The organism is Neisseria sp. P0008.S002, from assembly GCF_051962805.1.
Taxonomy (GTDB): Bacteria; Pseudomonadota; Gammaproteobacteria; order Burkholderiales; family Neisseriaceae; genus Neisseria; species Neisseria perflava.
Genome location: NZ_JBQCUY010000005.1, coordinates 33,159 through 45,636, shown reverse-complemented (window position 1 = coordinate 45,636; position 12,478 = coordinate 33,159). Strand labels below are relative to the sequence as shown.

Below are 12,478 nucleotides of genomic sequence, written 5' to 3'. Positions count from 1 at the left end.
CTTTATAAAGGGTCGTCTGAAAGCTGAAAAATCATTTCAGACGACCTTTTTTCACTAGCCTCTACTTTGCTATCGCCCTGTCTTTCAAAGTCTTCAATACGTTCTTCACCGTATTAATCCGCACTTCGATATTTTCCATCTCTGCGGTAAATCGCAGCTTATCGGCTCCGGCAAGGCGGTATTTTTTATCTTTTTGAATCAGCAGGATGATTTCGGTTGGATCGACATTGTTATTTTTACCAAAGGTTACCGTTACCGCTTCGCTGGTCGCATCAATGGCATCAATGCCTAATTCTTTTGCCGCAAGCCGTAAGTGGTGGCTTTCGATGAGGGTTTTGACGGGTTGTTCGGGCAGGCCGAAGCGGTCGACGAGTTCTTCGTGTATGGCGTTGATTTGCTGCACGGTTTCGCAGACGGCAAGGCGTTTGTAGAGGACGAGCCGTTCGTGGATGTCGGGGCAGTAGCTTTCGGGCAGCAGGGCGGGGCTGTGCAGTTTGATTTCGGTGGTGATGCCCAGCGGCGCGTCGAGGTCGGGCTGGCGGCCTTTTTTGAGGTCGCGCACGGCTTGTTTGAGCATTTCGGTATAGAGTGTGAAGCCGACCTGTATCATTTCGCCGGACTGCCCTTCGCCGAGGATTTCGCCGGCGCCGCGGATTTCCAAATCCTGCATGGCGAGGGTGAAACCTGCGCCGAGTTCGTCTGCCGCCGCGATGGCGTCGAGGCGTTTTTCTGCGTCTTTGGTGATGTATTCGGGCGTGAGCAGGTAGGCGTAGGCTTGGTGATGGCTGCGGCCGACGCGCCCGCGAAGCTGATGCAGTTGCGCCAGCCCGAATTTATCGGCGCGGTTGATGATGATGGTGTTGGCGTTGGGGATGTCGATACCGGTTTCGATGATGGTGGAACAGAGTAACACGTTGAATCTTTGCTGCAAAAAGTCGCGCATGACTTGCTCCAGCTCGCGCTCGCGCAGTTGTCCGTGCGCCACGCCGATGCGGGCTTCGGGTAGCAGGGTTTCCAGCCGCTCGCGCATGTTTTCGATGGTATCCACTTCGTTGTGCAGGAAAAACACTTGTCCTCCGCGTTTGAGTTCGCGCAACACGGCTTCGCGCACGCTGCCTTCGCTGAAGGGTTTGACAAAGGTTTTGACGGCGAGGCGGCGGCTGGGTGCGGTGGTAATCAGCGAGAAGTCGCGCAGACCTTCGAGCGCCATGCTGAGGGTGCGCGGAATTGGCGTGGCGGTCATGGTGAGGATATCGACATTGGCGCGCAGGCGTTTGAGCTGCTCTTTTTGGCGCACGCCGAAGCGGTGTTCTTCATCGATAATCACTAAACCTAAATTTTTGAATTTGATGTCGTCCTGCACCAATTTGTGCGTGCCGATAACGATATCGACCGTACCGTCCGCCATGCCTTCCAGCGCGGCTTTGGTGGCTTTGCTGTTGTTGAAACGCGAAAGGCTGGCGACTTTCACGGGGAAATCGGCGAAGCGGTCGGCGAAGTTTTGCGCGTGCTGCTCGACCAGAAGCGTGGTCGGGGCAAGTACGGCGACCTGTTTGCCGCCCATTACCGCCACAAACGCGGCGCGCAGGGCGACCTCGGTTTTGCCGAAGCCGACATCGCCGCACACGAGGCGATCCATAGGTTTCGCCTGCGTCAAATCTTTAATCACGGCGGCAATGGCGGCGGCCTGGTCTTCGGTTTCTTCATAGCCGAAACCGTCGGCAAACGCCTGATAGTCCATCTCGTTGATTTCAAACTTGTATCCCGATTGGGCAGCGCGTTGGGCGTAGAGATTGAGCAACTCGGCGGCGGTATCGCGCGCTTTTTCGGCAGCTTTGCGTTTTGCTTTGTTCCACGCGCCGCTGCCGAGCTTGTGCAAAGTAACGTTTTCATGCGCCTGACCGGAGTAGCGGCTGATTAAATGCAGCTGCGAAACAGGCACATAAAGCTGCGCTTCGCCCGCGTATTCGAGCAACATCATTTCGTTGGTTTCATCGCCCAAGTCCATTGTGACCAAGCCCATATAGCGCCCGATGCCGTGTTCTTCGTGTACAACAGGATCGCCGATATTGATTTCGGCAAGGTCGCGCAACAGGCCGTCTGAAACGGCGGCGTGTTTCTTACGATGATGTTTGCGTGAGCGGGCAACATATTGATAAAGATCGGATTCGGTAATGACCGCGATGTTTTGATCTTCTAATTTAAACCCGTAAGCCAACGGCGCCACTGTAATCATCAGCGGCTCATGTGCCGACAAAAAGCCCTGCCAGTCGGATACACTTTTGACTTTTAAGCCGTTTTGCTGCAAGAAACCGAGCATGGTTTCGCGCCGTCCCAGACTTTCGGCACACAGCAAAATCCGTCCTTCAAAGGCCGTCTGAAAATCCTTCAATGCCTGCAACGGCTCGTCGGATTGGCGGTTGACGGCAAGGTCGGGCAGGGTGTGTTCCTTGCCGGAAACATCGGGCAGCACTTGTCCGTAGTTTTTCAGATGGCCTGCAAAGACATCAGAAGAGAGATACAAATGCTGTGGAAGCAAAGGCGGATATGTTTCATCGCCCTGTGCCATGGCGTAACGCGATTTGACGTCGCTCCAAAAACGGTTTGCCTCGGCATGAACATCGCCCAAAGAGACAAACAGCGCATCTTCGCCGATATAGTCAAACAGCGTTTCCAGCTCGTTTTCAAAAAACAGCGGCAGATAATATTCCACGCCCGCGCCGAAGTGGCCGTTGCTGACGGCTTTGTACACAGCGGCATCGTTCGGATTGCCATCGACTTCCTCACGAAAGCGGCTGCGGAAAATCTTTTGCGCCTCGCTGTCGGTGGGAAACTCGTGCGCCGGTAGCAGGCGGATTTCGGAAACGGGGGAAATGGTGCGTTGCGTTTCAGTATCGAAGGTTTTAATGCTGTCGATTTCATCGTCAAACAAATCGATGCGGTACGGTATTTCGCTGCCCATCGGGAACAAATCGACTATACCGCCGCGCACGGCAAACTCGCCTGCCGCGACAACATGGGAAACATGGTTATAACCTGCATCCACCAAATCACTTTTCAGACGGCCTATATCCAAAGTCTGCCCTGTTTTCAGCCAAAACGTACGCCCTGCCAGAAACGGCACGGGTGGCAGCTTCTGCATCGCCGTGGCAACCGGTACGAACAACACATCCGCAGTGCCGCTTTTAATCTGCCACAATGCTGACAAGCGCTCCGACACCAAATCCTGATGCGGTGAAAAACGCTCGTAAGGCAGCGTTTCCCAGTCCGGCAGGAATACCGCCGTATCGTGCGGACGGAAAAACAGCCAGGCCGTCTGAAGGCGTAGCGCCTGTTCCGCATCTTGGGTCAAGACAACCTTGAGCTGCTTATGCGGCAGATAACGCGCCAAAGCCAAGGGCAGCGAGCCTTGAGACAGATTGAGCCAACGGGATTTTTCACGAGGTTTGGGAATCGGATAGGTCATGACAAAACAGTTTGTAAGTAAGTAAATACAAGCACCATAGGCCGTCTGAAAAATTTTCAGACGGCCTTTAGCGATCAAATAGATTTTCAATTTTACTGGATACAGGTTTAAAAGAATATAAGCCCTTACATTCAGACGGCCACGCCGGCCAGTTTTCCAATAAATCCGGTTATCACCAATGCCGCAACGCCCCATAGGCACACGCGCAAAACGGCGGGAACAACAGGCGCGCCACCGAGTTTGGCGGAGACATAGCCTAGTCCTGCCAGTCCGCACAAAGTGGAAACTGCCAAGGCCGGAACAATGGCGCTAGAAGCTGTCAATGCGACCAGTAACGGCAAAATCGCGCCGGCACAAAATGAAGCGGCAGAAGCCAGCGCAGCCTGCATGGGACGGGCGGAAGAAGCTTCGGTAACGCCGATTTCGTCACGCGCGTGGGCGGCGAGCGCATCGTGTTCCATCAAGGCTTTGGCCACCTCTGCGGCAAGCGCATCGGACAAACCGCGGAGGCGGTAAATTTCCGTCAGCTCTTCCAACTCCGCATCAGGATTATTTGCCAACTCAAAACGCTCTTTGTGTAAATCGGCTTTTTCCGTATCCGATTGGCTGGACACAGAAACGTACTCCCCCGCCGCCATTGATACTGCGCCCCCGATAAGCGCCGAAACGCCCGTCAACAGCAGGGTTTGGAAATCAGGCGCGGCAGCGGCTACGCCCGTCAACAGCGAGGCAGTGGAAATCAGGCCGTCATTGGCACCCAATACGCTTGCCCGAAGCCAGTTGTTGCGGTCGCTGAAATGGCGTTCGCTGTGGTGTGAATACATATATGCTCCGATAAATTGGCTGTTTCCAGATGATGATAACATTGTATTGTTTTTTGAAATCAATGTCAGTTTATCCCTTCAAATCAAGCATTCTTAAATCTTTCTGCTGCCATTTCAAACCATAAAACCAACACTCCTCTTTGGATTTTTTCAGACGGCCTTAACGCTTTTACAAGCAAATTTATTGTTCCAAGTCATGGCATTATCACAAGGCAGTTTTGTGCTGCTTGGTTTATTCGTTTAAAGATGCTATCTTTATGAATCTTTCCACTCCTCAATCCATTGAAAGGATGTATCATGGCCGAAGAAAACAAAATCAAAGTAAACGATTTGCCTGAAGATAAAAAAGAGCAAACCGAAGAAACCGAGCTGCCCGTTATCAACAACGAAGAAAAACGCGGCGGTCATGGCGAAGGCGGTTGCTGCGGCGCATGCGGCGGCTAATCTTCCCGACAAAGCCCCCAAGGCCGTCTGAAAAGTCTTACTTTTCAGACGGCCTTTTCCTTTCTAAACAATTACAGGTAAATCAATGAAAGGATGCGGGAGAAGAATTTAAACCCAACCGCGTTTGTGCTACATTCACATCTTTACAAACCACAACAATCTGCACACGCAGACACACAAGGAAGAAAAAAATGTTTTGGTATATCGTCAGCTTTTTCGCCATTATCGTTTCCCTGCTCGCCCTCTGGGTCAACGCCAGCGCGTTCGGTATGCAGGATGACGGAACGCCACAATCCGAATATGAAAAAATGTTGGGCCTGGGTGCGAAGCTGAAAGACAAAGATACGGTTGCCAAGGAACGCGAAGCAGCGCGCCTTCACCCTGACGATTAAGCCTTACCGACTGGACAATCTTGCCAAACTGGGCTAATGTTCCAAACGCATAACGCACACCAACACAACTATACGAGAAGGTAAGAGAAATGACTGTACGAATCGAACACGATTTATTGGGCGACCGCGAGATCCCTGCTGAAGTATATTGGGGCATCCATACTTTGCGCGCCATTGAAAACTTTAAAATTTCCACGCAAAAAATTTCCGACGTACCGCAATTTGTCCGCAGCATGGTCATGGTTAAAAAAGCCACCGCGCAAGCCAACGGCGCATTGGGTGCCATCAAGCCGGAAATCGCGGCCGCCATCGAAAAAGCCTGCGATGAAGTATTGGTCAAAGGCCGCTGCCTCGACCAATTCCCGTCCGACGTTTATCAAGGCGGCGCCGGTACTTCGGTCAACATGAATACCAACGAAGTCATTGCCAACCTCGCATTAGAAGTCTTGGGTCACGAAAAAGGCCACTACGACATCGTCAATCCGATGGACCATGTTAACGCCAGCCAATCCACCAACGACGCCTACCCTACCGGCTTCCGCCTTGCCGTGTATTACAGCATCGGCGAATTGCTCGACAAACTGGCCATCTTGAAAAACTCTTTTGCCGCAAAAGCCGAAGAGTTTAAAGATGTTTTGAAAATGGGCCGCACCCAGCTTCAAGATGCCGTGCCGATGACTGCCGGACAAGAGTTTCAATCTTTCCAAGTGTTGTTGGAAGAAGAAATCCTCAACCTCGACCGTACCCGCTCCCTACTGCTTGAAGTCAACCTCGGCGCCACAGCCATCGGTACCGGCGTGAATACGCCTAAAGGCTATGCGGCTTTGGTTGTTGAGAAACTCTCCGAAGTCAGCGGCCTGCCTTGCAAACTGACTGAAAACCTGATCGAAGCGACCTCCGACTGCGGCGCATATGTGATGGTACACGGCGCATTGAAACGCACAGCCGTCAAACTGTCTAAAATCTGTAACGACTTGCGCCTGCTCTCTTCCGGTCCGCGCGCTGGTTTGAAAGAAATCAACCTGCCTGAATTGCAGGCCGGTTCTTCCATTATGCCTGCCAAAGTCAATCCCGTGATTCCCGAAGTCGTCAACCAAGTCTGCTTCAAAGTCATCGGCAACGACACCACCATCACTTTCGCAGCCGAAGCAGGTCAGTTGCAGCTGAACGTTATGGAGCCGGTCATCGCCCAATGTATGTTTGAAACTATTTCCCTCTTGGGCAATGCCGCGGTCAACCTGTCCGACAAATGCGTCAAAGGCATTACGGTCAACCGCGAAATCTGCGAACACTACGTCTTCAACTCCATCGGTTTGGTCACTTATCTGAACCCATACATCGGCCACCGCAATGGCGACTTGGTCGGAAAAATCTGCGCCCAAACCGGCAAAGGCGTGCGCGAAGTCGTACTGGAGCGCGGCCTGTTGAGCGAAGAAGAGCTCAACCGCATCCTCTCTCCAGAAAACCTGATTAATCCTCATCTGTAATTAGGATTTGAAATCAAAGGCCGTCTGAAACTTTAACGTTTAAAGTTTCAGACGGCCTTTTCGTATTGATATTGATATTTATCGAATTTTTTTTGCGAAATTCAGAATTAAAAGATAGCCTGACCGTCAGGTTTGATTTAACATGGTGTTGCCCCAGCCTGTTTCCTCCTTAAGGTTATGCCGGTAATGATGCCTCAAAAGGAACCGGATATTGGAATAACATCTTCATTTATTAGGAAAACCAGATGAATCAAATTACACGCGAACAAATGCTGCAAGTATTCGAAAATCGCTGCTCCACCCGTTATTACGATCCCAACAAAAAAATCAGCCAAGAAGATTTTGCAGCGATTCTAGAATTTGCCCGCCTCTCCCCAAGCTCCGTCGGCTCCGAGCCATGGAAATTCTTGGTGATTCAAAACAAAGCCCTGTGTGAGAAAATCAAGCCTTTCAGCTGGGGGATGCAATCGCAACTGGATGACTGCAGCCATCTGGTGATTATCCTTGCCAAGAAAAATGCCCGTTACGATACCCCGTTCTTCCGCAGTGTTGCCGAACGCAGGGGCCTGCAAGGAGAGCAACTGGAAAAAGCATTGGCAAGATACAAAAGCTTCCAAGAAACCGACATTAAAATTGCCGACGACCAACGCGCACTCTTTGACTGGAGCGGCAAGCAGACCTATATTGCTTTGGCCAATATGCTTACAGGTGCAGCGGCCATCGGCATCGATTCCTGCCCAATCGAAGGCTTCAACTACGACAAAATGAACGAAGTATTGGCAGCAGAAGGCCTGTTTGATGCCAACGAATGGGGCGTATCCGTAGCGGCAACATTCGGCTATCGCGCCAAAGAAATCACTAAAAAATCACGCAAGCCGATTGATGAAATGGTGACTTGGGTCGAATAAGTAGTTTGTATTCTCAGGGCGGCAAAACCGCCCTTTTACTTTTCCAAAAAGAGAAGCAAATTCCGTAACAACAAATACTTCTAAATTTAAAATCAGAAGGCCGTCTGAAACCATGTGTCAGAAATCCTAGATTTCATTTCACACCGTTTCAGACGGCCTGATTTAATACGCTTCTACTTAAAACGATACTTTCAAACTGCCGTAGAAGGCACGGCCATGCTCGTTGTAGGTCTGCGCGCCGTTGCCGGTGCGGTACAGTTTTTTGTCGAACAGATTGCTGATGCCGCCGCGCACGGCCACGCGTTTGTTCCAGTTGTAACCGGCGTTGATGCCCCAGATGCTGTATCCGCCCAAAACGGTTTGGTTGCGGGCTGAAGCCAGGGTTTCTCCGCTGCCGCCGCTGCCGCTTTGTTCGATGTTGTTGATGGCGACCGAACGCGGTTTGGTGCGGCCGTATTGGGTGAAGGTCAGGTTGGCGTCAAAGCGTTCGTTCGGCGTCCAGGCCAGCGTGCTGTTGATAGTGAACTTCGGAATCAGCGACAGGGGGTTGCCTTTGTAGTCTTCCGATTTCTGCATGTAGGTGAAGTTGTTGCTCCATTTCAGCGTGTTGTGCAGGGGGATGACGAGGTTGCCCTCCAGGCCGGAAACAGTCGCCCTCGGTGAGTTGTCCCATTGGTAGAGGATGCCTGAGCTGGTGCTGCTGCGGGCTATGATTTCCGTGCCGGTGATGATTTTGTTGCGGTAGGCATTGTGGAAGTAGGTTGCCGAGGCCTGCCAGCCGTTTTTTTCGAATTCGATGCCGATTTCCTTATTGACGCTGGTTTCGGGTTTTAGGTTGGCATTGCCCATAAAGTAGCAGTGTGGGTCGCTGCCCAATTCCACGGGGCAGCCGTTACCGCGCGTGTACAGGATGAATTCGGGGTTGCTTTGGTACAGGTTGGGGGCTTTGTAGGCGCGCGCGATGCCGCCTTTGACCAGCCAGTTTGCGCCGATCTGCTGGGAGAAGTTGAGCGCGGGACTCCAGTTGCCGCCGCTTTTGCTGTTGTGGTCGTAGCGCAGGGACGGTATCAGTTTGGTGGACGGGGTCAGCGAAATATTGTCTTCGACATAGATTGCCTTGTTCTGCTGCGATGTTTTGCCGCCACGTATGGCGGAAACGCCCGGGAAGGTCGATGTTTGGCCTTGGTCGGTAAAGCCTTGGCGGTTGGATGAGGGATCGTCCAGTTTGCTGTCGGTAAATTCCGCACCGACGGTCAGTACGTTTTCTACGCCGAGTTTGAACGGTATGTTGGCCTCGCTGCTGAAACGCAGGTTTTTCAGACGGCTTTGGACGTATTCCGTGCCGACATAGCTGCCCTCAGGCCCGCCTGCCAAACCTTCGGGCAGGTGGCTGTTGGTGGTGCGTTCGTAGCTCAATACGTTTTTGGTGTCGCCCCAGTCCCACGCGCCGTCATGGGTCAGGGCGTAGGAGGAACGGTAGAGGCGAGCGGTTTCCTTAATGCCGCTCCGGTAAATTTCGCGCAGGGTCGAATCGGTGTCGGAAATCACCACGCCTGTGGCAGTATCTGTAATGACGGTCCGTGTATTGGCAGCATTGGAATTTTGCGAATCGCCGTTGTAGATATTGCCCTGACGGCTGTAGCTGCTGTCTAAAATCAGGGTTTGTGACGGACTGATTTTCCATTGTAGGCGGCCGGCTATGTCTTTATTCTTCACACCTTCCACCCCTGCCGCTCCATAGGTGGTGTTGGTAACAGTGCGGGTTTGTCCGGCAGGCACAACGACACGTCCGCGTTCCCGTATCGGGCCGTTTTTCGTAGTAACAGTGGTGATAGAATCGCGGTTAATGTCTGTGGAATCGGCATCGGTTTTGTTGAAATTGCCGTAGATACGGAAGCCCAATACGTCTTGGATAATCGGCCCGCCAAGGTTGAAGCCGACACGGTTGGTTGCCCCTTCCTTGCTGTCTTGCGGCTGGTTAGTGTAATAGTTCACTGATCCTTTGAATTCTTTCGGTACTTTTTTGGTGACAATGTTGACCACGCCGCCCATCGCACCCGAGCCATAACGCGTTGCCGCCGGACCGCGCAAAACGGTGATGGATTCAATTTCTTCAACCGGCACCCAGTTGCTGTCGCCGCGCGTATTGCGTTCGCCGCGCATACTGATACGCTCGGATTGGCGCGAGTTCACAGGCTTGCCGTCAATCAGAATCAATGTGTTTTCAGGGCCCATACCGCGCAAGTCGATTTGGCGTTTGTTGCCACGCTGACCCGTCGCTGTATTGCCGGTCAGGTTGACGCCCGGCATGGTGCGGACAAATTCGGAAATATCGTTGACGGCCGGACGCTTGTCAATGTCGTCTTTCGAAATACGCGATACGCCGAGCGATTGCTGCAACTGCTTCTCGGCAGTAACGTAAACGGTATCGACTTCAGCCTGCTCAACTGCTTTCTCTTCAGCTGCGTGTGAGAATGCACTAATTAACGCCAAAGGCAAAATGGCGAGTGTGAATGTTTTCATTGCATCGTTTCTCTTTAACTTTGTTTGTTAAAAATCAAAATAAAAATTATTCGAGATTTTAAATAAACTTAACAGAGTTTTCAATGCAATTAAGAGTGATTTACAATTATTCGTTAAATTAAGCCAATAAAAATAACCAAATGCCTAATAATTAAAAAGGCCGTCTAAACCGGCATGAAAGGGAATCTGAGATTTCCATCATACCGTTCAGACGGCCTTATTCAAATTTTAATTATTTGCCTGCTGCTTTTTGCAAAAGGGCATACAATTCGTCTTTGAGTTTGAGTTTGGCTTTTTTCAGCTCCTCGATTTCTTCGGCGCCGCTGGTTACCACGTTATTCACCAAACCGGTAATTTTATCGTCCAGCTCGTTGTGCTCCTCAAACAAACGGGCAAAGTGTGCATCCTCTTGTTTCAGTTTAGAAATCAGATCGCGATATTCTGGAAACATTTTGTTTTCCTCTCTTGTTAATTAAATAAAAAAGTACTGCTGCCAAAAACTAGGACGAATTAATCTTTAGCTTCATTATAACAAACACGGGCGTTTTATCCAGTCTTTTTTAAGCCGAAACTGTTTTATGTCAAAATTAATAATATCACCATTAGCCATCGTCCCAATGGAAAGAAACAGGTTTCTAGACGGTTTGCCGACTTGGGCATACAATCGGGCTTATGCGTTTACACAATGGCCGAACCACCCTATTCCGTCATATCAACGGCATGGACGGACAATTTATCCTGCTTGAAAACCATCCTTCATGGATGCCGGTCAATGATGCCGATTTCAACCATGCTGCCCCCTTGCCTGACGGTTTGGCCGTGCACGAAGAATCATTTTATCCATTTGAAAAAATAGATGCCGCCGAATCGGCAGACAATATCAAAATCTTCAGCGAAGAAGCTCTACGGTTGGAGAAAGAACGATTAAATGCAGTAGCCTTGGTAGAACTGGCAAAAAATCTTAAAGCCGCCCAAGCCGAATCCGATTTGGTCGCACTTCTGGAAAAAATGGATTTTCATTTAAAACAAGATGATATTTTCAAATAAACCCTTCAATCTCAGGCCGTCTGAAACCAAACACCCGACACAATTGTTGACAATGCAAGAAAAATAGTTCATCTTGAACCAATCCGCAGCACTCCATCCCATATTTTCAGCCCATCACAAAGGAATCGAGAACATGTTTTCAAAAAGCGTTACCCTCGCACAATATGACCCCGATTTGGCAGCAGCCATCGCCCAAGAAGACAAGCGCCAGCAAGACCACGTCGAGCTAATCGCCTCTGAAAACTACGTCAGCTGTGCCGTTATGGAAGCCCAAGGTTCGCAATTGACCAACAAATACGCCGAAGGCTATCCTGGCAAACGCTACTACGGTGGCTGCGAATACGTTGATATTGTCGAACAATTGGCGATTGACCGCGCTAAAGAGTTGTTTGGCGCAGAATATGTCAATGTCCAACCGCACTCCGGCTCGCAAGCCAACCAAGCCGTATATGCTTCAGTTTTGAAACCGGGCGACACCATTTTGGGCATGTCTCTGGCACACGGCGGCCACTTGACCCATGGCGCAAGCGTTAACATCTCCGGCAAACTCTACAACGCCATTACTTATGGTTTGGATGAAAACGAAGTTCTCGATTATGCCGAAGTAGAACGCTTGGCGCTTGAACACAAACCTAAAATGATTGTGGCCGGCGCATCTGCCTATGCGCTACAAATCGATTGGGCAAAATTCCGCGAAATCGCCGATAAAGTCGGCGCATACCTCTTTGTCGACATGGCGCACTATGCCGGCCTGATTGCCGGCGGCGAATATCCTAACCCCGTACCATTCTGCGACTTCGTAACCACCACCACCCACAAAACCCTGCGCGGCCCTCGCGGCGGTGTGATTTTGTGCCGTGACAATACCCACGAAAAAGCGCTGAACTCTTCTATCTTCCCAAGCCTGCAAGGTGGTCCGTTGATGCACGTTATCGCTGCCAAAGCCGTGGCGTTTAAAGAAGCGTTGCAACCTGAGTTCAAACAATACGCAAAACAAGTGAAAATCAATGCTGCCGCTATGGCGGAAGAGTTGGTTAAACGCGGTTTGCGCATCGTTTCCGGCCGTACTGAAAGCCACGTTTTCCTCGTTGACCTGCAACCGATGAAAATCACCGGCAAAGCCGCCGAAGCCGCTTTGGGCAAAGCTCATATCACCGTCAACAAAAACGCCATCCCGAACGATCCGGAAAAACCATTCGTTACCTCCGGCATCCGCATCGGCTCCGCCGCCATGACCACACGCGGCTTTAACGAAGCCGACGCGCGCGTATTGGCAAACTTGGTTGCCGACGTATTGGCCAACCCTGAAGACGAAGCCAACCTCGCCAAAGTCCGCGAACAAGTGACTGCTTTGTGCAATAAATATCCGGTTTACGGCGCATAAGCA

General features: G+C 51.0%; 10 protein-coding genes. 6 read left to right on the top strand and 4 right to left on the bottom strand.

Translation table 11 applies throughout. The features are described from left to right. Positions 1–61: 61 nt before the first annotated feature. Both mfd and ACTHSA_RS06710 read right to left on the bottom strand, forming a co-directional pair. A complete protein-coding gene (gene mfd, locus ACTHSA_RS06715; RefSeq protein WP_440378843.1) occupies positions 62–3,466 on the bottom strand; it encodes a transcription-repair coupling factor in 3,405 nt (1,134 codons plus the stop codon). Positions 3,467–3,597: 131 nt separating this feature from the next. Continuing rightward, a complete protein-coding gene (locus ACTHSA_RS06710; RefSeq protein WP_440378842.1) occupies positions 3,598–4,290 on the bottom strand; it encodes a VIT1/CCC1 transporter family protein in 693 nt (230 codons plus the stop codon). A 297-nt stretch (positions 4,291–4,587) separates the two neighbouring features. Between ACTHSA_RS06710 and ACTHSA_RS06705 the strand changes: the two genes are divergently transcribed. From ACTHSA_RS06705 to ACTHSA_RS06690, 4 genes are all read left to right on the top strand, one after another. Beyond that, on the top strand, positions 4,588–4,734 hold the full coding sequence (locus ACTHSA_RS06705) for a hypothetical protein (protein ID WP_049336812.1): 147 nt from the start codon (positions 4,588–4,590) through the stop codon (positions 4,732–4,734). Between the two features lie 191 nt (positions 4,735–4,925). Continuing rightward, positions 4,926–5,126: a hypothetical protein gene (locus ACTHSA_RS06700; protein ID WP_004519993.1), complete on the top strand. Its 201-nt coding sequence runs from the start codon at positions 4,926–4,928 to the stop codon at positions 5,124–5,126. 89 nt (positions 5,127–5,215) lie between these two features. Further along, entirely contained in the window at positions 5,216–6,613 is a 1,398-nt protein-coding gene (gene aspA, locus ACTHSA_RS06695) for an aspartate ammonia-lyase (protein WP_049336813.1), read from the top strand. 245 nt (positions 6,614–6,858) lie between these two features. Next, the gene (locus ACTHSA_RS06690) at positions 6,859–7,521 is read left to right on the top strand and encodes an NAD(P)H-dependent oxidoreductase (protein WP_070588404.1); all 663 of its coding nucleotides are present in this window, start codon (positions 6,859–6,861) and stop codon (positions 7,519–7,521) included. A 177-nt stretch (positions 7,522–7,698) separates the two neighbouring features. Here the strand turns inward: ACTHSA_RS06690 and ACTHSA_RS06685 are convergent, their stop codons facing one another. Both ACTHSA_RS06685 and ACTHSA_RS06680 read right to left on the bottom strand, forming a co-directional pair. Then, positions 7,699–10,044 carry a FepA family TonB-dependent siderophore receptor gene (locus ACTHSA_RS06685; RefSeq protein ID WP_049336815.1) on the bottom strand — a complete coding sequence of 782 codons (2,346 nt, stop codon included), beginning with the start codon at positions 10,042–10,044 and terminating at the stop codon, positions 7,699–7,701. 232 nt (positions 10,045–10,276) lie between these two features. Then, positions 10,277–10,495: a YdcH family protein gene (locus ACTHSA_RS06680; protein ID WP_003746288.1), complete on the bottom strand. Its 219-nt coding sequence runs from the start codon at positions 10,493–10,495 to the stop codon at positions 10,277–10,279. Between the two features lie 221 nt (positions 10,496–10,716). Between ACTHSA_RS06680 and ACTHSA_RS06675 the strand changes: the two genes are divergently transcribed. Together ACTHSA_RS06675 and glyA are read left to right on the top strand one after the other, a co-directional pair. Beyond that, positions 10,717–11,091 (top strand): hypothetical protein, encoded by a 375-nt coding sequence (locus tag ACTHSA_RS06675; protein WP_039862199.1) that lies wholly within the window; start codon positions 10,717–10,719, stop codon positions 11,089–11,091. 133 nt (positions 11,092–11,224) lie between these two features. Beyond that, on the top strand, positions 11,225–12,475 hold the full coding sequence (gene glyA, locus ACTHSA_RS06670; protein WP_004520001.1) for a serine hydroxymethyltransferase: 1,251 nt from the start codon (positions 11,225–11,227) through the stop codon (positions 12,473–12,475). The last annotated feature ends 3 nt before the right edge of the window (positions 12,476–12,478 follow it).

Bases quoted from the DNA above. Each gene is read 5' to 3' on its own strand.
- mfd (WP_440378843.1), bottom strand. From the start codon at position 3,466: ATGACCTATCCGATTCCCAAACCTCGTGAAAAATCCCGTTGGCTCAAT.
- ACTHSA_RS06675 (WP_039862199.1), top strand. From the start codon at position 10,717: ATGCGTTTACACAATGGCCGAACCACCCTATTCCGTCATATCAACGGC.
- ACTHSA_RS06690 (WP_070588404.1), top strand. From the start codon at position 6,859: ATGAATCAAATTACACGCGAACAAATGCTGCAAGTATTCGAAAATCGC.
- ACTHSA_RS06680 (WP_003746288.1), bottom strand. From the start codon at position 10,495: ATGTTTCCAGAATATCGCGATCTGATTTCTAAACTGAAACAAGAGGAT.
- ACTHSA_RS06685 (WP_049336815.1), bottom strand. From the start codon at position 10,044: ATGAAAACATTCACACTCGCCATTTTGCCTTTGGCGTTAATTAGTGCA.
- ACTHSA_RS06705 (WP_049336812.1), top strand. From the start codon at position 4,588: ATGGCCGAAGAAAACAAAATCAAAGTAAACGATTTGCCTGAAGATAAA.
- glyA (WP_004520001.1), top strand. From the start codon at position 11,225: ATGTTTTCAAAAAGCGTTACCCTCGCACAATATGACCCCGATTTGGCA.
- aspA (WP_049336813.1), top strand. From the start codon at position 5,216: ATGACTGTACGAATCGAACACGATTTATTGGGCGACCGCGAGATCCCT.
- ACTHSA_RS06710 (WP_440378842.1), bottom strand. From the start codon at position 4,290: ATGTATTCACACCACAGCGAACGCCATTTCAGCGACCGCAACAACTGG.
- ACTHSA_RS06700 (WP_004519993.1), top strand. From the start codon at position 4,926: ATGTTTTGGTATATCGTCAGCTTTTTCGCCATTATCGTTTCCCTGCTC.